Origin of the sequence: Xanthobacter versatilis (genome assembly GCF_043193975.1) — a bacterium.
In the GTDB taxonomy this organism is placed as follows: domain Bacteria; phylum Pseudomonadota; class Alphaproteobacteria; order Rhizobiales; family Xanthobacteraceae; genus Xanthobacter; species Xanthobacter autotrophicus_E.
This window is the reverse complement of the sequence record NZ_JBAFVB010000005.1, coordinates 278,576-296,236: the sequence shown is the minus strand read 5'-3', so window position 1 is coordinate 296,236 and position 17,661 is coordinate 278,576. Positions and strand designations below refer to the sequence as shown.

17 protein-coding genes are annotated in these 17,661 nt (G+C 68.4%); 3 read left to right on the top strand and 14 right to left on the bottom strand.

Annotation, left to right across the window (positions count from 1 at the left end):
• Nucleotides 1-36 precede the first annotated feature (36 nt).
• The 3 genes from V5F66_RS12745 to V5F66_RS12735 form a co-directional block, all read right to left on the bottom strand.
• The gene (locus tag V5F66_RS12745) at nt 37-897 is read right to left on the bottom strand and encodes a polysaccharide biosynthesis/export family protein (RefSeq protein ID WP_012113982.1); all 861 of its coding nucleotides are present in this window, start codon (nt 895-897) and stop codon (nt 37-39) included.
• 296 nt (nt 898-1,193) lie between these two features.
• On the bottom strand, nt 1,194-3,308 hold the full coding sequence (locus tag V5F66_RS12740) for a GumC family protein (protein ID WP_012113983.1): 2,115 nt from the start codon (nt 3,306-3,308) through the stop codon (nt 1,194-1,196).
• Between the two features lie 129 nt (nt 3,309-3,437).
• The gene (locus V5F66_RS12735; protein ID WP_394093992.1) at nt 3,438-4,733 is read right to left on the bottom strand and encodes a lipopolysaccharide biosynthesis protein; all 1,296 of its coding nucleotides are present in this window, start codon (nt 4,731-4,733) and stop codon (nt 3,438-3,440) included.
• A 495-nt stretch (nt 4,734-5,228) separates the two neighbouring features.
• Here V5F66_RS12735 and V5F66_RS12730 point away from each other — a divergent pair, with 495 nt between their 5' ends.
• Nucleotides 5,229-5,612: a hypothetical protein gene (locus V5F66_RS12730; RefSeq protein WP_157048080.1), complete on the top strand. Its 384-nt coding sequence runs from the start codon at nt 5,229-5,231 to the stop codon at nt 5,610-5,612.
• Between the two features lie 10 nt (nt 5,613-5,622).
• On the opposite strand, the gene V5F66_RS12725 is transcribed toward V5F66_RS12730, so the two are convergent.
• The 6 genes from V5F66_RS12725 to V5F66_RS12700 form a co-directional block, all read right to left on the bottom strand.
• Entirely contained in the window at nt 5,623-5,871 is a 249-nt protein-coding gene (locus V5F66_RS12725) for a hypothetical protein (RefSeq protein WP_394093991.1), read from the bottom strand.
• Between the two features lie 183 nt (nt 5,872-6,054).
• A complete protein-coding gene (locus tag V5F66_RS12720; protein ID WP_012113987.1) occupies nt 6,055-6,840 on the bottom strand; it encodes a succinate dehydrogenase iron-sulfur subunit in 786 nt (261 codons plus the stop codon).
• A gap of 105 nt (nt 6,841-6,945) precedes the next feature.
• Nucleotides 6,946-8,781 (bottom strand): succinate dehydrogenase flavoprotein subunit, encoded by a 1,836-nt coding sequence (gene sdhA, locus V5F66_RS12715; RefSeq protein WP_012113988.1) that lies wholly within the window; start codon nt 8,779-8,781, stop codon nt 6,946-6,948.
• 1 nt (nt 8,782) lies between these two features.
• Complete coding sequence (gene sdhD / locus V5F66_RS12710; protein ID WP_012113989.1) at nt 8,783-9,190, bottom strand: succinate dehydrogenase, hydrophobic membrane anchor protein; 408 nt, start codon at nt 9,188-9,190, stop codon at nt 8,783-8,785.
• Between the two features lie 10 nt (nt 9,191-9,200).
• Complete coding sequence (gene sdhC / locus V5F66_RS12705; protein ID WP_012113990.1) at nt 9,201-9,602, bottom strand: succinate dehydrogenase, cytochrome b556 subunit; 402 nt, start codon at nt 9,600-9,602, stop codon at nt 9,201-9,203.
• Between the two features lie 257 nt (nt 9,603-9,859).
• The gene (locus V5F66_RS12700; RefSeq protein WP_394093990.1) at nt 9,860-10,546 is read right to left on the bottom strand and encodes an OmpW/AlkL family protein; all 687 of its coding nucleotides are present in this window, start codon (nt 10,544-10,546) and stop codon (nt 9,860-9,862) included.
• Between the two features lie 330 nt (nt 10,547-10,876).
• Between V5F66_RS12700 and V5F66_RS12695 the strand changes: the two genes are divergently transcribed.
• Nucleotides 10,877-11,920: an extracellular catalytic domain type 1 short-chain-length polyhydroxyalkanoate depolymerase gene (locus tag V5F66_RS12695; RefSeq protein ID WP_394093989.1), complete on the top strand. Its 1,044-nt coding sequence runs from the start codon at nt 10,877-10,879 to the stop codon at nt 11,918-11,920.
• Here V5F66_RS12695 and V5F66_RS12690 read toward each other — a convergent pair.
• Nucleotides 11,896-12,957 carry a MaoC family dehydratase gene (locus V5F66_RS12690; protein WP_394093988.1) on the bottom strand — a complete coding sequence of 354 codons (1,062 nt, stop codon included), beginning with the start codon at nt 12,955-12,957 and terminating at the stop codon, nt 11,896-11,898. The two genes, V5F66_RS12695 and V5F66_RS12690, sit on opposite strands and share 25 nt — an antisense overlap.
• A gap of 156 nt (nt 12,958-13,113) precedes the next feature.
• On the opposite strand from V5F66_RS12690, the gene V5F66_RS12685 reads away from it, so the two are divergent.
• A complete protein-coding gene (locus V5F66_RS12685) occupies nt 13,114-14,016 on the top strand; it encodes a cation diffusion facilitator family transporter (protein WP_394093987.1) in 903 nt (300 codons plus the stop codon).
• Nucleotides 14,017-14,093: 77 nt separating this feature from the next.
• On the opposite strand, the gene V5F66_RS12680 is transcribed toward V5F66_RS12685, so the two are convergent.
• From V5F66_RS12680 to V5F66_RS12665, 4 genes are all read right to left on the bottom strand, one after another.
• Complete coding sequence (locus V5F66_RS12680; protein WP_012113995.1) at nt 14,094-14,297, bottom strand: DUF1737 domain-containing protein; 204 nt, start codon at nt 14,295-14,297, stop codon at nt 14,094-14,096.
• A gap of 148 nt (nt 14,298-14,445) precedes the next feature.
• Nucleotides 14,446-15,138, bottom strand: a complete 693-nt coding sequence (locus V5F66_RS12675) for a DJ-1/PfpI family protein (protein ID WP_394093986.1) — start codon at nt 15,136-15,138, stop codon at nt 14,446-14,448.
• Between the two features lie 13 nt (nt 15,139-15,151).
• Nucleotides 15,152-16,054: an HpcH/HpaI aldolase/citrate lyase family protein gene (locus tag V5F66_RS12670; RefSeq protein ID WP_012113997.1), complete on the bottom strand. Its 903-nt coding sequence runs from the start codon at nt 16,052-16,054 to the stop codon at nt 15,152-15,154.
• 147 nt (nt 16,055-16,201) lie between these two features.
• Nucleotides 16,202-17,398, bottom strand: a complete 1,197-nt coding sequence (locus tag V5F66_RS12665; RefSeq protein WP_394093985.1) for an SGNH/GDSL hydrolase family protein — start codon at nt 17,396-17,398, stop codon at nt 16,202-16,204.
• Nucleotides 17,399-17,661 lie beyond the last annotated feature (263 nt).

Below are 17,661 nucleotides of genomic sequence, written 5' to 3'. Positions count from 1 at the left end.
CCGGTCCGCGCCAAGAAAACGCGTCAAGCTAAGAGGTTACGGCACGATCGAGGTTCCGCCGCCGGTGGTGGAATAGGAGCCGATCGTATAGCTGAACTGGCGCTGGAACGGCACCACCTTGTTGATGAACTGGTCAATCCACAGATTGACCTCCGCGATGGACGAACGCGGCACATAGATGATGTCGCCGCTCACCAGCGGAACGTCGTTGGCATCGAATCCGGTCTGGATCACGTCGCGCACATTGACGAGGCGCAGCATGGGCTCGTTGTTTGGGCCACGGCGGATGAGCGCCACCTGCCCGGTGCGCGATTCCTCGGTGAAGCCACCGGCGAGCAGGATGCCCTGGAGCACGCTGGTGCCCATGTCGGCGAGCTTGAAGGCGCCGGGATGGGCCACCATGCCGCCCACATAGACGCGGGCCGAGGAGGCTTCCTCCAGCGAGACCACCACTTTCTGGTCGGTCAGCTCCTTGCGTGATTCGCGCCGCACATAATCCTGCACCCCGGAGAGGGTGGAACCTTCCACCCGGATCTGGCCGATGGCGCGCGGCGCGATGGAGCCGTCCGGGCTTACGGTCAGGTCCTCATCCATCTCGCGGGTGATGAAATACTTGATCTTGATCTTGTCGCCGGGCCCCAGCCGATAGCTCGGCACCTGGTCGCTCCACGGCTTGAAGCGCTCGGCGTTCACCTCGGTGAAGCGCAGCTCGTGGCCGGTGGTGAACGGCTCGGTGCCGGTGCTCTGGGAACTGGCGATTGCGGCGCAGCCGTTGAGCGCGAGGCTCAATCCGAGGAGGGCAAGGGCGACCCTGCGCCGTGCCCCCCGCGCCCGAAATCGGTCTTTCCGGGCCGGGCCGCGAGCGGTGTTCACCACGCCGCATTCTGGCAAGACCATCGACCAACTCCCGCGCCTAATCGTATTCAAAAGGTTAATGCCGTGGTTTTGACGTGCGTCCCGTCCGGTTTCGACGGCGGACGACGCGGCAAATCTCAGGCGAAAACCCTTGAACGTGGTAAAGCGACCCTAAAGCGGCGTGGTTAACGAAACACTTAACAAAGGTGCCACGAAACCGATGGCGGATGATGCGGCGGTGGTGATGCGCCCGCGCCACGGCGCCCCGTATCCGCCCTCGGCGGACGGAACAGGCGGTGCGGTTCTCGGAACGGGGATGCGCGGGTGCGGCCGTGCACTCAGGCGCGGCTATAGAGCCAGTTCGGCAAGTAATAGCGCCGGCCGAGGAAGACGAAGCCGATAGTGAGGCCGCCGCTCTCCGCCACCTGGTCACGCAGGCGGGCCACCGCTGGCGTACGCGACTTTTCCGCCTGCACCGCGAGGATATTGGCATCCACCAGCTGGCAGAAGCGCTGGGTGACAAGCGAGGCGCCGGGCAGGTCGGAGGAGATGACGACGCAGTCGAAGCCGCGGCGCAGCTCGGCCATCATCAGCTCCGCCTCGGCGATGGGCAGGCGGAAATCGAGCAGCGGCGAGCGCTCCGCGTCGGCGGCGGCCCACAGCAGGGGCACCGGCGTGCCGGTAACGGCGATGCCGCCGCGCACCTCGCCGCCGCCGGCGGCCAGCGGGTAGGGCGCGGCGCTGGAGAGGTCGATCAGCAGCGTGCGCAGCTGGCGCCGCGCGGCGAACTCCTCCGCCAGCCGCCGGGCGAGCCAGGGCAGGGCGTCGTCGGCGTCGGGCGCGAGAAAATGCAGGACCCGCAGCGGCTCCTCGTCGATGCGGGTGTCGAGCAGCAGGGTGGCGCAACTGCCGATGGCCTCGTCGGTCGCGGCATTGCCGGGCTGCTCCGCCTCGGCGTCGAACACCGCGAGCGCCGGCAGGCCGAGCGCGCGTTCCGCCTCGGCGGGGGTGACGAAGGAGGTGCGCAGGCTTGAGGCGAGGGCTCCCGCCGCGCCGCCGAACAGGATGGCGGCGAACAGGCCCGCCGCCACCAGCGGCAGCGCCAGCGAGCGCTTGGTGACCGCCGAGCCGGCCTCCTGCACCACGCGCACCGCGGACTGGCGCGACTGGGCGGCCGCCTCCTCGATGGCGGCGGCCACGGCCCGGCGCTGATATTCGCGGAAGCCTTCGCCCAGCGAATCGCGCTTGCGGTTCAGCTCGATGAGCGGCGTCTCGGCGGCGCGCAGCGCAGCGAGGCGCTCCTCGGCGAGGCGCTGCTGCTGCACCAGCTCGGCCTTCTGCCGGCCGAGGGAATCCTGCTCCACCTTGAGGCTCAGGATCATGTTCTGGATGTAGTTGACCTGCGGGTTGCGCACCGCCCGGTCGGTGGAATAGCGCCGCTCCGAACGGGTCTTGATCCGCGCCCGGATGGTGGCGATCTGGCGATCGAGGTCGCGCAGCAGCTGGCTGCCCGGGGCGTATTGGGAGGCGACCCGGTCGCGCTCCAGCAGCAGCTTGGAGAGGGTGTTGTTGTCCTCGTCGCCGGGCAGGGCGTCGGTCTTCTCGGCGAAGTCGAAGACCGAATCAGGCAGGGCCGCGAACTGCTTTTCGGCCTCCGTGACCTGCGCGGCGACCGCCACCTCGCGCTCGGCGACCTGCCGGCGGCGCTGAAGGATGCTGTCCACCTGGTTAGAGGCGAGAATGGCATCCTGGGCGAAATCGATGATGCCGGCCTTGACCTTGAGCTGCTCGATCTCCCGGTCCACCGCCGTGAGGTCGCTCTGGAAGCGGTTCACCTCCAGCATCAGGATCTTGGCGGTGGGGTTCTCGAACAGGCGGCGGCGGGCGGCGAGATAATTCTTCACCAGCGCGTCGGCGGCGGCGATGGCCACGTCGCGGTCGGGATTGGTGAAGCTGACCCGAATCACGTTGGAGCCGGACTGCACCGAGGCCCGCAGGCTGGCCTGGAAGCGCTCCACCGCCTTGTCCATCACATCCTTGTCGGAGCTGAACAGGCGGGTGATGGCGGCAAGCCGCCCCGGCGGGAACAGCCGGTCCACCCCGATCTCGACCACCGTGGCGCGGGCAACGTCGGCGCTCTCGATGATCTGCACTTCCGATTCGACTTGCTTCAGGCCCTCGATGCTGAGCACGGCGGGGCCGCTGTCGGTCACGTTCTGGGCGTTGGACACCTCGCGGCTCACGATCACCATGAGCAGGCTGGAGGCGGTGTATTCGGTGCGGCTGGTCGCCGCCACCGCCACCGCCACCACGAGCGGGATCAACCCCGCCAGCAGCACGATGCGGATGTGGTAGAAAGCGGCGATCAGGAAATCGCGCAGGGTGAAAGCGGAAGGCGTGGATCCCGTGGCCGGTTCCGTGGCGCCGGTCTGGGCCGCCTGCGGCATCAACATGCGTCCCCCTGCTTCACGCCCCGCTCCCGTGTTCGGCCCTTGCTGCGGCGTGACGGGAGGCTTTCCCCACCGTGCAACGCCGCGCTTACTTTACCGTTAAGAGAGGGTTGCACGCCCCTCTCGCGGTGATCAGAACGCCTGGGGCATCAGCCTGCGCACCATGAGGCTGGCGCCGATGGCGAGCTGGGCCGCGAACACCGCCGTGGCGATGGCCGCCCCGATCATGCCGAAGGGCGGGATGAGCAGCACGCACAGGGCGCCGCAGACCACGGTCTGTGCCAGCGTGAGCCAGCGCAGCACGCCGCCGTGGCCGGCCATGGCCAGCACGATCTCCTGACACGGCAGCAGGCAATAGACCAACTGGCCGACGCCGAGGATGACCAGCGCCGTGGCCGCGATCTCGAACCCCGGCCCCACCAGGTGCAACACCTGCGCGGGAGCCAGCACCATCACCGCCACCACCGGGGTGCCGAAGACCGCCACCGCGAGGCGCACCCGCCGGTTGAGCTGGCGCAGTTCGGTCCATTGCCCCTGCCGGTGCCGGGCGGCGAACGAGGGGGCGGCGACGCTGCCGATGGAGGTGCTAACCACCCACACCAGCATGGAGATGCGGTTCGCCACGCTGAAGGCGCCCACCTGGGAGGGCAGGCCGAAGGTGGCGAGCAGCAGCACCGGCAGGGACGGCAGCAGGATCTGCACGATTTCCACCACCGAGAGCGGCGCCGCGGTGCGCCAGAGCGCGGGCAGCGGCGCGCCCGGCGGCGCATCGGTGTGGGTGTCCACGAAGCGATGGCGTTCGCGAAACAGCAGCACCGCGCCCACCATCGTGGCCGCCACATTGGCGGCGGCGAGGGCATAGATGAGCCCGTCGAGAGAGGTGACGCCGGCAACCACCGCCGCCAGCGTCAGCACCGGCCACAGGCCGTTCTGCACCAATTGCCCCGCCGCGCCCTTGTGGAGGCCGAGCAGCGCGTTGCCGATGAAATAGCAGGCGGCCTGGGGCAGGATGACCAGGGTGGAGAGCAGCAGCGGGCGGGCAGCCTCGGGATCGCGGAACACATAGTCCGCCAGCGGCTGGGCGAAGGCGGCGGTGAGTGCCGTCACCGCGAGGCCGAGGCCCAGTACCGCGCCCAGCCCGACGAGGAAGGCCTGCCCCGCCGCCCGGCCCTTGCCCACGGCCAGCTCGGCGGCGAGGTGGCGCACCACCGCCCGCTCGAACCCGCCGCGCGACACCGTGGCCAGCACGCCGACCAGGGTGAGGCAGAGGAAGAAATAGCCCGAATCATGCACCCCCAGCGCCCGCGCGCCGAGCATGTAGAGCCCGAGCTTGCCGACCAGTTCGAGCCCACGGGCCATCATGGCGCCGGCATAGGTGCCATAGGTCCGCACGAGGGTGAGGAAGGATGGGGACGGTGCCGCGCTCACGGCCGTCCCCGGCCGGTGGCGTTAGCATGCTGCGTGCCAGGCGGGCAGTTCGGGGCGAGCTTGGCTCGGGATGGTTTCGCGATCATGCCGGCCTTGCTCACCCCTGTTTCCCGTCCGTGGCGTTGATCTGGAGCACGTCCGCGCAAAATGCACCCCGGCTCGGGTGACGAACGTGCGATGAAGGCTGAGATAGAGCATGTCCCCTGAGCGGACGTGAACGGAAAATGCGCGCGCTGCGCTCTACACTGCGGCCTGCGCGTTGGCGCCGGACAGGGCCTGGCGCGGAGGGAGATTGTCCCGCGCCGGGTCTGGCTCTGTGCACGCAGCCATACTGCCCGCGGGCGCCGGAGGAAAGCGGCCGGGCCGGGATTGCGGATCAGGATGCGGCAGGGGAATGGGGCTGGAATGGTCGTGAGGATCGGCATGGGGACGGGGTGCCCGCAGGGGAGCACGGCAGGGCGGCACGGGGGGCGGGCGATCGTCACGCGGGCGCTGATGAGGCTGACTCTTGTGGCCGCGCTGGTGGGGGCCGGTGGGGCCATGGCCCAGCAGTCTCCCATGCAGAGCCTTGAAGGCCTGCCGGCGCGCCCGCCCGTCAATCCCGACGTGGACCCCTATCCGTTCGATCCGTTCTTGTCGCTGCGCAGCTATCTCAGGCAGCGCCTGCCGGCGGGCTGGTGGACCCGTGACCCGTCCTATGAGGCCGGGGCCTTCGTGGTGGTGGTGCATATTCCCGAAAGCTGGCGGGGCAATCCCACCTCGGCCATGCTGCGCTTGTGCCCGGAGCCGTCCAGCACGCTCTGGGAGCGCATCCAGGTCGTAGAGCTGCGGCCGTTCTATCACCAGGCGCCGTGGCCGGCGGCCACCTGCCGGCGCTGAAAAGTCCGCTTCAGACTTCGTCGCGCAGGGAACGATGGACGTGGATCGGCGCGGCGGGGGCCAGATGGCGGCCGGAGTGGCGCTCCAGCCCGATCACGGCTGCGATGGCCACGAAGCCGAAGAACACGATGCTGCTGGCGGTGGTCAAGGTAAGCACGGCGCTGCCGACGACGACGATCGTCTCCGACGGGCGCGTGAAGACGGCAACGAGCAGCACCAGGCCAAGGATCGCCGCCACAAGAACGCGAATGACCGACATCTCGCCTCCTCCGGCAATCTCAAGGTTGACGGGGAATTTTTTAACACGGAATGCGCGGGGTTGAGAAGCGCCCTACGCCCGCCGGGCTGCTGAGCACCACCCCGGGGAGCGATCCGCAAGCAAAAGGCCGCCACGCCAGGGGCGGGCGGCCTTTTGAAAAGGCGCGATCGCGATCGCGTGCCGTCAGATCTGGCGCTCGACCATCATCTTCTTGATCTCCGCGATGGCCTTGGCCGGGTTGAGGCTCTTCGGGCACGCCTGGGCGCAGTTCATGATGGTATGGCAGCGATACAGCCGGAAGGGGTCTTCCAGATAATCGAGCCGGGCGCCGGTGCGCTCGTCGCGGCTGTCCTTCAGCCAGCGGGTGGCCTGGAGCAGGGCCGCCGGGCCGAGGTAGCGGTCGCCGTTCCACCAGTAGCTGGGGCAGGAGGTGGAGCAGCAGGCGCACAGGATGCACTCGTAGAGGCCGTCCAGCTTCTCGCGGTCGTCCTTGGCCTGGCGCCACTCCTTCTCGGGGGGCGGGCTGTCGGTCTGCAGCCACGGCTCGATGGAGGCGTGCTGGGCGTAGAAATGGGTGAGGTCCGGCACTAGGTCCTTCACCACCGGCATGTGCGGCAGCGGATAGATGTTGACCACGCCCTTCACCAGCACCTCGTCCATGCCCTTGGTGCAGGCCAAAGTGTTGGTGCCGCCGATGTTCATGGCGCACGAGCCGCACACGCCCTCGCGGCAGGACCGGCGGAAGGTGAGGGTGGGATCGACGGTGTTCTTGATCCAGATCAGGCCGTCGAGAACCATGGGCCCGCAATCCTCGCGGTCGACATAATAGGTGTCGACCCGCGGGTTGCGGCCGTCGTCCGGGTTCCAGCGATAGATGCGGAACTCGGTCAGCTTCTTGGCGCCCTGCGGCTTCGGCCACACCTTGCCGGGCGTGATCTGGGAGTTCTTCGGGAGGGTGAGCTCAACCATGGGACGTCCTGGAACGCTGGAGCGGTAACCGCCCACAGGATTTCTGGCCATGGCCGCGCGCGGTGGGCTTTTTCGCCCGTGCCGCGCGCGGTCGCGATGACACGATCAGTACACGCGCTTCTTGGGCTCGATGTACTGGATGTCGTTGGACAGCGTGTAGGTGTGCACCGGCCGGTCATCGAGACGCACGTTGCCGGTTGCGGTGTCGAAGTAGGCGAGGGTGTGCTTCATCCAGTTCACGTCGTCGCGATCCGGGAAGTCCTCGCGGGCGTGGCCGCCACGGCTTTCCTTGCGGGCGCTCGCGCCCTCCATGGTGACGATGGCCTGGGCGATGAGGTTCTCGAACTCCAGCGTCTCGATGAGGTCCGAGTTCCACACCAGCGACCGGTCGGTGACGCCGATGTCGCTTGCGCCCTTGTAGACGTCGTGGATCAGCTTGCAGCCTTCCTCCAGCACCTCGCCGGTGCGGAAGACGGCGCAGTTGCTCTGCATCACCTTCTGCATGGCGAGCCGCAGCTCGGCGGTGGGAGTGCCACCGGAAGCATAACGAGCCGCATCCAGACGGGAGAGCGCGAGGTCTGCGCTGCCGGCCGGAAGCTCGCGGTGCTTCTCGCCGGGCTTCACCAGCTCGGCGGCGCGCAGGCCGGCCGCGCGGCCGAACACTACGAGGTCGATGAGCGAGTTGGAGCCGAGGCGGTTGGCGCCGTGCACCGAGACGCAGGCGGCTTCGCCGATGGCCATGAGGCCGGGCACCACCGTGTCGGGATCGCCGGAGCGCTTGTCCAGCACCTCGCCGTAATAGTTCGTGGGGATGCCGCCCATGTTGTAGTGCACGGTCGGGATCACCGGGATCGGCTCGCGGGTCAGGTCCACGCCGGCGAAGATCTTCGCGCTCTCCGAGATGCCGGGCAGGCGCTCGTGGAGGATGGCGGGGTCGAGATGGTCGAGGTGCAGGAAGATGTGGTCCTTGTTCTTGCCGACGCCGCGGCCCTCGCGGATCTCCATGGTCATGGAGCGGGAGACCACGTCGCGCGAGGCAAGGTCCTTGGCCGACGGGGCATAGCGCTCCATGAAGCGCTCGCCCGCGGAATTGGTGAGGTAGCCGCCCTCGCCACGGGCGCCCTCGGTGATGAGGCAGCCCGAGCCGTAGATGCCGGTGGGATGGAACTGCACGAATTCCATGTCCTGCAGCGGCAGGCCGGCGCGCAGCACCATGCCGCCGCCGTCGCCGGTGCAGGTATGGGCCGAGGTGGCGGAGAAATAGGCGCGGCCGTAGCCGCCGGTGGCGAGCACCACGAGATGGGCGCGGAAGCGATGGATGGTGCCGTCGTCGAGCTTGATGGCGATGACGCCCCGGCAGCGGCCGTCCTCATCCATGATGAGGTCGATGGCGAAGTATTCGACGAAGAATTCGGCGTGGTGCTTCAGCGCCGCCCCATAGAGCGTGTGCAGCATGGCGTGGCCGGTGCGGTCCGCCGCGGCGCAGGTGCGCTGGGCGGTGCCCTTGCCGTAATGGGTGGTCATGCCGCCGAACGGGCGCTGGTAGATCTTGCCGTCCTCGGTGCGGGAGAAGGGCACGCCCCAGTGCTCCAGCTCGTAGACCGCTGCGGGCGCGTTGCGCACCATGTATTCGATGGCGTCCTGGTCACCCAGCCAGTCCGACCCCTTCACGGTGTCGTACATGTGCCATTCCCACTTGTCCTCGCCCATGTTGGCGAGGGAGGCGGCGACGCCGCCCTGGGCCGCCACCGTGTGGGAGCGGGTGGGGAACACCTTGGTGATGCAGGCGGTGCGCAGGCCGGCTTCCGAGCAGCCGACCACGGCGCGCAGGCCGGCGCCGCCGGCGCCCACCACGAGCACGTCGTAGGTGTGGTCCTCGATGGGGTAGGCAGCGCCGTTGATGCCGGGCGCGGCGGCCCCGTTGGTTGCGGTGTCGGCCATGTCAGCCTCCCAGGCTGATCTTGAGCACGGCGAAGGCGCCGGCGAGGGCAATGGCGATGCTGAAGAAGGTGTTGGCCACGATGAGCATCACCTTGAGTGCCTCAGTGTGGATGTAATCCTCGATCACTACCTGCATGCCGATGCGCATGTGCGTGGTGACCGACAGCAGCGTCAGCAGGATGACCACCGCCACGAACGGATGGCCGAGGGTGGCGCGCGTCGCCGCGTAGCTGGAGCCGGCGAGGCTGATGACGATCCCGATGAAGGCGATCATCAGGATCAGGTTGGCGAGGCCGGTGACGCGCTGCTTGAAGAAATGGTCGGTGCCGGAGCGGGCAGAGCCAAGGCCGCGCACGCGGCCGAGGGCCGTGCGCATGGGGGCGTGTCCGGAGGACGGGGTGTTGCTCATGTGATCCTCCTCAGCCCTTCACCGCGAGACCGACGACCCACAGGATGACGGTCAGCGCCACCGAACCGGCCAGGGTCGCCTGGGCGAGGAGCATGCGCTCCTTCGGGCCGAAGCCGTGGATGAAATCCCAGATGAAGTGGCGCGCGCCGCCGAGCGCGTGGTGCAGCAGGGCCCAGGTGTAGCCGAACAGCACGATGAGGCCGATGGGCGAGCCCGCCACGGAGCGGAAGCTCTCGAAGGCCGAGGGGGAGGTCGCGGCGGCGAGCAGCCACCAGACCAGGATCGCCGTCCCGAAATAGAGCCCGACGCCCGTGATGCGATGCACAATGGACATCACCATCGTAAACAGCGGACGGTAGATCTGTAGGTGGGGCGAAAGGGGACGATCAATGCGTTGAGGGCTGTCGGCCATGGGGCCTCCTCCAAAAAATCGACCGATCAGGTATCTCAATCGTCGACACTTCGCAACGATTCCAAAGCACCTTGGCGGGGCTTTAAAACCGGATACGTCGCGCACCGCAATTGGATGATCGTTGCATGCCGCTTTTGGGTCGCGGCGAATTGCTGCGCTGCCAACGTTCCGGGCGCGGGCGGGTGCGCTGCACGCGCGAAAAAAAACAGCGCCGGAAGACCGGCGCTGTTCTGGAGGTCAGGTCTGGAAGGACCTTATCAGAAACGGTAGGTGACGCCCGTACCGAAGATCCAGGGGTTCAGGTCGGCGCCGCCGGTGAGGTAGCTGCCACCGACGGTCTGCAGGGTGAAGGAGGGCTCGAGGAAGAGCTTCTTCACGTCCACGTTGATGCCCCAGTGACGGTCGATCATCCAGTCGAAGCCGGCCTGCAGTGCGAGGCCCCAGGTGTCATGCACGTCGACGCTGGCGAACGCCGGGTTCTTGGCGTCCTGATTGAAAAACACGGTGTAGTTCACACCAGCGCCGATATAGGGCTTGAACGGCCCGAAATCGGTGAAGTGGTACTGCAGGGTGAGGGTAGGGGGCAGCAGCCACACCTTGCCCACCTGGCCGAGGCTGGTGATGGTGCCCGCGCCGTTGATGTCGTGGGGGGTGACGCCGAGGATGAGTTCGGCCGCGATGTTCTTGGTGAAGTAGTAGGTGATGTCGAGTTCCGGCACCACCGAGTCGGAATAGGTGAGGTCGGAGCCGAGGATGCCGTTCACGGAACCGCCGTTCTCCGGCATCACGTACAGCGCGCGAACGCGGATCTGCCAGGGGCTCAGGGCCTCCTCGACCACCGGAGCCTTGTAGACCGGGGTCGACAGGTCGGCGGCCATCGCGCCGCCGATCGTGAAGGCGGCGAAGCCCGCCGCAACAATGGCACCCAGACCGAACTTCTTCATTGCCCCGCTCCCGCGAACTTGATCAACACAACCATAGGGCAACACATCGCGCTGCTGATCCCCCGAAAGTTTGATTTATGTCAATTTTGGGTCTGTCGCAGCGAAACTGTGGCGCGGAAGCCACAGGGTGGCCGCCCGCCCGCCGCATTTGCCGGGCATGGCTCAGGCTGGTACGCCGTGCTGGCTACGGTCGCTGATTTCCCTTGTTCATGAATGGCTTCCTTTTTCATGTCCTGTTCTGCCGCGGCTCTGCCGCACCGCCTGGCGTGGGTCCGGTCGATTTTGGCCCTGCGTCAGTCGCAACCAGGCCGGGTGCGGCACGCGATCTTCGTGGTCACGGGTGTTCTCGTCCTGTTCGGTGCGATGTTCACGATTCTCCCCGCGCGGGCGGACGCCGTGCGTGACCTGCGGCTTTCAGTGAACGGCGAGGACCGGCGCTTCGTGGTGGTCACGCCCGAGGGGGTAAGCGGGCCAGCGCCGGTCGTGATCGCGCTCCACGGCGCGGCGCAGACCCCAGAAAGCTTCCGCGCCTATTTCGGGCTCGATGCGGCGGCGGCGGCCCACGGCTTCGTGGCGGTCTATCCGGAAGGGGAGGGCCGTGTGTGGAATGACGGGCGGCCCGCCGCCATGCGCCTCAAGATGATGCTGCGGCCCGGCGACGACGTGGCGTTCCTGGTGGCGCTGGTCCAGCGGCTGGCGCAGGAGGGCATCGCCGATCCGGCGCGCATCTATCTCACCGGCATTTCCAACGGCGGCTTCATGGTGCAGCGCATGGCCTGCGAGCATGCGGACCTGTTCGCCGCCTATTCGTCCATCATGGCCACGGCGCCGGCCAATTATCGCGAGGAATGCAAGCCCGACCGGCCGGTCCCCATCCAGTTCATCCACGGTACGGCGGATTCCGTCATCGCCTATTCGGGCTTCTGGACGCCGGTGGGGGCGACCCTGTCGGCACCCGAGAGCGCGCGCCTGTTCGCCCGCATCAACGGGTGCGGCGCCTCGAACCAGCGCGAGCTGCCCGATCTCGACCAGACCGACGGCACCACGGCGGTGCTGCGGCGCTGGGACGGCTGCCGGGATGGCTCGGCGGTGGAGCTCATCAGCATCGAGCGCGGCGGCCACCAGTCGCCGGCGCGGGTGGACACGAAGCCCGACCTCGCCACCCCTTTCCTCGGTCTGCGCAGCCGCGATATCGATTCCGGCGAGGAAGTCTGGCGCTTCATGTCCGCCTTCGGCGGCGGGGTCACCTCCGGGTCGCGCCTTGGCGCGGGCGCGGTGCCCTTGCCACCGCCGTCCCCGTTGCGGGGCAACCGCACGGGCGCCGTGGTGCGCCCGGCGGCGGCCGCCGATCAGCGCGGGATCAGCGCCCAGTAGTCGAGGTCGAGGATCACGCTCGGGTCATAGTCCTCGCCGGTCTCGGTAGCGACCTTGGCGGGGAAGTCGCCCGTAAGCCGGTCCTTGGTGGCGATGGTGCGCAGGCGCAGCGCGCCCACGTCCTCGCGGCCCGGCAGGGGCTGGGCGTCGAGCACCTCCGTCCAGGCATGCACGGTGAGGCCCGCGAACAGGGGCGCCACATGGCGCCCGCCATTGATGGCGGCCACGTGGAACACGTTGGCGAGGCCGTTGAAGGACAGCGCGCGGGCGATCGAGATGACGTGCCCGCCATAGATCAGCCGCCGCCCGAACCGGCCCTGGCCCTCGGTGAACTGGTTGAAATGTACCTTGGCGGTGTTCTGGTAGAGGCGGGTGGCGATCATGTGCTCCGCCTCCTCCACCGTCATGCCGTCCACATGGTCGATGCGCTCGCCCACCTGATAGTCGGCGAAGCGGGCATCCGAGCCGGCGAGGTCGTTGCGCCAGCCCTCGATGTCGAGCAGCGGCACGGCGCCGCCCAGAGCATCGGGGGCGAGCGCAGCCGGCAGCTTGGGCACCACCGGCTCGGGGGCGGGGCGGGAGGGGTCGGCCTTGCGCACCATCACCCAGCGCACATAGTCCAGCACCTCGGTGCCGTCCTGGTTGAAGCCCACCGAGCGCACATAGACCACGCCGCTCTGGCCGTTGGAGTTTTCCCTGAGGCCGATCACTTCCGACACGGCGGTGAGCGTATCGCCGGGATAGACCGGGGCGAGGAAGCGCCCGCCGGCATAGCCGAGGTTGGCCACCGCGTTCAGCGAGATGTCCGGCACCGTCTTGCCGAACACCACGTGGAAGACCAGCAGGTCGTCAACGGGGGCGCGCGGATAGCCGATGGCCTGCGCGAAGCTGTCGGCCGACTGCACGGCGAAGCGGGTGCCATAGAGCGCGCTGTAGAGGCTCACGTCGCCGACCGTGATGGTGCGCGGCGTCGCGTGCCGGATCACCTGGCCGACGCTGAAGTCCTCGAAGAAATTGCCCCGGTTGGTCTTGCTCATCTTCATCCCCCCGTGTCGCGCCATGTTGCAGAGCGGCGCGGTGCGACGCAACAGCCGCGCGGATCCGGCGCCACGCTGCTTGACGCGGCGTGCCTGATGGTCCTCATGGGGGTAAGGCGCTGCGGGCGGCGCCGCCATTCGACAAAGGGGGCAGGGGTGTCGGGTTCGGCGAGCCAGAAATTGTCGTTTCAGGCCATGATCTTCACGGCCTGCCTGTTTCCCTTCTACATTCTCGCGGCCACGCTCACCAATTCGGCGGCGATCCTGACCGACCTGTTGGCGACGTCCTTCGACCTCACCGCGCTCACCGCCTGCTGGCTGGTGCTGCGGCTCGCCCACAATTCCCATTCGGGCAAATATGCCTATGGCCTCGGCAAGCTGGAAAACCTCGCCGAGCTGATGATCGCGCTGCTGCAGACGGTGCTGGTCTTCATCGCCGGCTCCAACGCCATCATGCGCATCTTCCATCCCGAGGGGGTGAGCGGGGCGGAACTGGGCCTGTTCGTCACCGCTGCCGCGGTGATCGGCAATTGGGTCTTGAACCGCAAGGCCACGCGCCTTGCCCATGAGACGCGCTCGCCGGTGCTGGCGGCGCAGGCCCGGGTGCACCTGGTGTCGGCCATCTCCTCGGGCTCGGTGTTCACCGTCACCGTGATTCTGTCGATCTTCCAGAACGTGACGTGGATGTATTATCTCGATCCGGTGGCGTCGTTCGTCGTCATCGGCTTCATGATCTACAATATCTTCGCCATGCTCTCGAGCTCGGTGGCCTCGCTGCTCGACCAGGCCATCGACGAGGCGGGCCAGCTGCGCATTCTCAAGGTGCTCACCAGCCATTTCGACGATTTCGACGAGCTGGGCGACATCCGCACCCGGCAGTTCGGCGGCAAGATGTTCGTGGAGCTGCACCTCGGCTTCGAGGGCGACTGGACGGTGGCGAAGACGCGCGCGGTCGTCGCCCGGCTGACCGACGCGGTGCGGCAGGAATTCAAGCAGGCCGGCGACGAGGTGGACGTGGCCGTGGTGCTCATTCCCGCCCACGGCACCGAGGCCGCCTGACCTCGAAGCCTGTGGCGGGGGCCACCCGAGGCGCCCCCTCGATCAGAGCAGGAAACGCCCGCGCTCCGGTGCCGTGATCAGTGCTCGGACAGCACCACGTCGTCGGACCACTCGCCCTCCACCTCCTTGACGATGGCCTGGCCGCAGATGACGCGGCCCTGCACCGTATCGAAGGTCAGGGTGGGCGCGCCGTGCAGCTGCCAGCCCTTGTTGAGGGCGGCGGAGACGCGCTTGCAGAAGGCCGCGTCGTCGGGGCCGGTGAGGTAGCGGTAGAGCTTCATGGGTCTTGTCCTGGGACGATCGAGCGTTTTCGAGCGAGGTAGATACCGGTTCGCGTGAAGAAAGCGCGAAAACTCAATAATCCAGAGCGCTTTCCGTGAGCCTGGGCGAGCGGAAAACGCTCTGGCGGATCGCTCGGGAGGCGACGTTTCAGAGCCGCGTGGCGGCGCGGCGGGCCGCCGCCACGCGCTTTTCCTGGAAGGCGCGGGTCTTCTCCCGCACTTCGGCGACGAGGCGGGGGTCCTCCTTGTCGCGGGGCGGGAAGGCGGGCGCCGGCTGGTATTCGATAGCGAGGGCGATGCGCCGGGCCTCGTCCTCCCCGGCGATCTCGGCGGCCAGCGCCAGCGCGAGGTCGATGCCGGAGGAGACCCCGGCCCCGGTGAAGCGGTTGCGATCCACCACCACCCGCTCCTCCACCGGAATGGCGCCGAGCAGGGCCAGCTGGTCCAGCGACAGCCAGTGGCTGGTGGCGCGATAGCCGGTGAGCAGGCCGGCGGCGCCGAGAATCAGCGAGCCGGTGCACACCGAGGTGACATAGCGGGCCTGAACCGCCATGCGGCGCAGGAAATCCAGCGTCGGCCCATCATCCATCAGCTCCAGCTGGCCAGGGCCGCCGGGCACGAACAAAAGTTCGCAGCCGGCGACCTCGTTGAAGCTGGCATTGGCCATGATGCCGAGGCCCGCCACATCCACCACCGGCCGCTTGCAGCTCTCGGCCACGATCTCCAGCCGGGCTCCGGGCAGGCGCGCGAACACCTCGAACGGGCCGGTGAGATCGAGCTGGGTCATGCGCGGGTAGGCGAGCATGACAATGCGGAACGGGGCCTCGGCGGGCTGGGACATGCGGGCTAGGACCTCAGGCGCGGGCGGCGATGGCGTCGGCGAGGGCCACCGTGCGCTTGGCCATTTCGGCGTGGAGCAGTTCCACCATGCGCCCATCAAGGGTGATGACGCCCTTGCCCGCATTCTCCGGCAGCGCGAAGGCGGCGATGATGGCGCGGGCGCGGGCCACTTCCGCCTCGGGGGGCGAAAAGGCGATGTTGCAGGGCTCGATCTGGCTCGGATGGATCAGGGTCTTGCCGTCCATGCCGAATTCCACCGCCTGCGCGGATTCGGCCTTGAAGCCGTCGAGGTCCTGGAACTGGTTCCACACCCCGTCGAGCACGTCCACGCCATAGACCCGCGCGGCGGCCACCACGAGGCTCAGCCAGCCCACCATGGGCGCGCGGCCGGGCACCAGCGCCGCCCGCGTCTCCTTGGCGAGGTCGTTGGTTCCGAGCACGAACACCGTGAGCCGGGTCAAAGGATCCTGCGCCGCCTGGGCGATGGCCTTGATGTCGAGGATGGCGAGCGGGGTCTCGATCATGGCCCAGACCCGCGTGGTCTGCGGCACCTTCAGCGCCTCCAGCCGGCGGCCCACCGTGACCAGCTGCTCCACGGTCTGTACCTTGGGCACCAGGATGGCGTCGGGCGCAGCGCCGGCGGCGGCCTCCAGATCGTCTGAGCCCCACGGCGTGTCGAGGCCGTTGATGCGGATCACCACCTCGCGGGGGCCGAAGCCCCCGGCCTTCACCGTATCCACGATGCGGGCGCGGGCTTCCGCCTTGGCGTCGGGGGCCACCGCGTCCTCAAGGTCCAGGATCACCGCGTCGGCGGGCAGGGTGCGGGCCTTTTCCAGCGCGCGGGCATTGGAGCCCGGCATGTAGAGCACGCTGCGGCGCGGGCGGATGGCAATGGCGGCTCCAGCTTCGGCACCCATGGGGACTCCCTTCGCACGTCGATGCGGATCTTATCGCATCGAATCGGTAAAGCGACGCCCGTGCTTTGAAAAGGGGTGCCGCTGCACTGCGGCATGCGACCTTGGACGGCATGCGGCATCGCCCGGGCGATGCGGGTGCCGGGGAACCTATCGTGGCGCGTTAGCGGCGGGCTCGGCGTTGGGCGGGGGCCAGGAGAAATCGTCGGCCCGGCCGCGTACGGGGGCAGGGGCGATGCCGTCCTTCAGCACCCGGGAGGCGGCTTTGGCGCCGGCCGATACCGCCATGGGGTCGGGGGTCTTGGCCGGCACCGGGGGGCCGGCGAGGGCGGCGGGCCGGGAACTGGCGGGATTGGGGAGGTCGGCGCCGGGCTGGGCCTTGCCCGGCTCCTCCAGCATGCGGTTGATGTCCTTCTGCACGAAGAAGGCGAGCTTGCGCCCGCCGGCGCGGGTGAAGCGCACACCGTCGTTGAAACGCAGGCGGCGGCGCTGGCCGTCCACCGCCGGGCCGTTGGCGAGATATTTGCCGTCCTCGTCAACGAAGCCGTCCCACACATTGGCGAAGGCAAGGCCCGCCCGCGCGGCGCGGGTGCGCAGGACCTCGTTGAGCTTGGCGTAATCGTCGGAGAGGGCGGTGTTGGCCACCGGCGCGAGGCCGGTGACGATGACCCGGCCGGCCTTGTCGCGCAGCGCGGTCAGCACCTCGTCCACGCGCTTGCCATAAAGCTCCAGCCAGCGCTCGGTGAGAGGCTGGACGAAGGCCTCCCCGTCCTTGATGGGCTGGAGATCCTCGGAGCCGAGGGCGACCACCGTCACCGAGGGGCGGCCGGCGGCTATGGCGTCGGGGGCGCGGGTGATCCAGTCCACGGGCGTGGGCAGATAGCCGCTGTCGTCGGCGGTGTTGTCGATCACCGCGATTCGGGCGCGGTCGGGAGCGTAGGAATCGGCAAGGCCCTGGGCCAGCTGGGCTGCGAGCCGGTCACCGATCACCAGGATGAACTGGTTGGGCGCGGCGCGCTTGCCTTGCACGGCGGCATCGGCCGAGCCGTAGACCACGCCCTCCGGCTCGGCAGGCGCGGCCGGACGCTTGGGCTGCTGCTGCGGCAACTGCTGCGGCTGCTCGTACTGGGGCTGGGGCTGGAACGGCCACCAGCCGGAGTTCTGGGCCGGCCGCTGCGGCTTGGGCGCCGCCCGCGGAACCGTGGCGGGGGGGCGCAGGAAGGAAAAGAAATCGGCCTGGGCGAGGGCCGGCCGTCCAGCATCCCTCACGAGGGCAAGGCCCAGGGTGACGAGCGCCACGAGCACGGCGAGGCCTGCGCGCAGCGCCTCGGATCGCGCCGGCGCCAAGCTTGCCGTCAGCGGGCCACGGCGGTGGGCATCGGGCGCCGGACGCAACACCGGGCGGTCAATGGATGCGATCTGAACCTGACGGCACATGCGCTAGCAATGGACCAGCCGGGCGTCGGTTTCAAGGCGCGGTGCAGTAGGTGGGCGATTGCGCGGCATGTCCCTGCCATCAGGGAGGGCGGGTAAGCGGGGTGTCGACGCGGCTGGACATTGTGGCCAGGGCAGGAGGCGCCGGGTGCCCCGGCTCCAGCCGATCACGGCTA

What these genes read in the sequence shown, in the direction of transcription:
- V5F66_RS12680 (WP_012113995.1), bottom strand. Translation starts at nt 14,297, where the DNA reads ATGAAGCTCTACCGCTACCTCACCGGCCCCGACGACGCGGCCTTCTGC.
- sdhA (WP_012113988.1), bottom strand. Translation starts at nt 8,781, where the DNA reads ATGGCCGACACCGCAACCAACGGGGCCGCCGCGCCCGGCATCAACGGC.
- V5F66_RS12725 (WP_394093991.1), bottom strand. Translation starts at nt 5,871, where the DNA reads ATGTCGGTCATTCGCGTTCTTGTGGCGGCGATCCTTGGCCTGGTGCTG.
- V5F66_RS12720 (WP_012113987.1), bottom strand. Translation starts at nt 6,840, where the DNA reads ATGGTTGAGCTCACCCTCCCGAAGAACTCCCAGATCACGCCCGGCAAG.
- V5F66_RS12700 (WP_394093990.1), bottom strand. Translation starts at nt 10,546, where the DNA reads ATGAAGAAGTTCGGTCTGGGTGCCATTGTTGCGGCGGGCTTCGCCGCC.
- V5F66_RS12740 (WP_012113983.1), bottom strand. Translation starts at nt 3,308, where the DNA reads ATGTTGATGCCGCAGGCGGCCCAGACCGGCGCCACGGAACCGGCCACG.
- V5F66_RS12745 (WP_012113982.1), bottom strand. Translation starts at nt 897, where the DNA reads ATGGTCTTGCCAGAATGCGGCGTGGTGAACACCGCTCGCGGCCCGGCC.
- V5F66_RS12730 (WP_157048080.1), top strand. Translation starts at nt 5,229, where the DNA reads ATGAGGCTGACTCTTGTGGCCGCGCTGGTGGGGGCCGGTGGGGCCATG.
- V5F66_RS12670 (WP_012113997.1), bottom strand. Translation starts at nt 16,054, where the DNA reads ATGGGTGCCGAAGCTGGAGCCGCCATTGCCATCCGCCCGCGCCGCAGC.
- V5F66_RS12675 (WP_394093986.1), bottom strand. Translation starts at nt 15,138, where the DNA reads ATGTCCCAGCCCGCCGAGGCCCCGTTCCGCATTGTCATGCTCGCCTAC.
- sdhC (WP_012113990.1), bottom strand. Translation starts at nt 9,602, where the DNA reads ATGGCCGACAGCCCTCAACGCATTGATCGTCCCCTTTCGCCCCACCTA.
- V5F66_RS12690 (WP_394093988.1), bottom strand. Translation starts at nt 12,957, where the DNA reads ATGAGCAAGACCAACCGGGGCAATTTCTTCGAGGACTTCAGCGTCGGC.
- sdhD (WP_012113989.1), bottom strand. Translation starts at nt 9,190, where the DNA reads ATGAGCAACACCCCGTCCTCCGGACACGCCCCCATGCGCACGGCCCTC.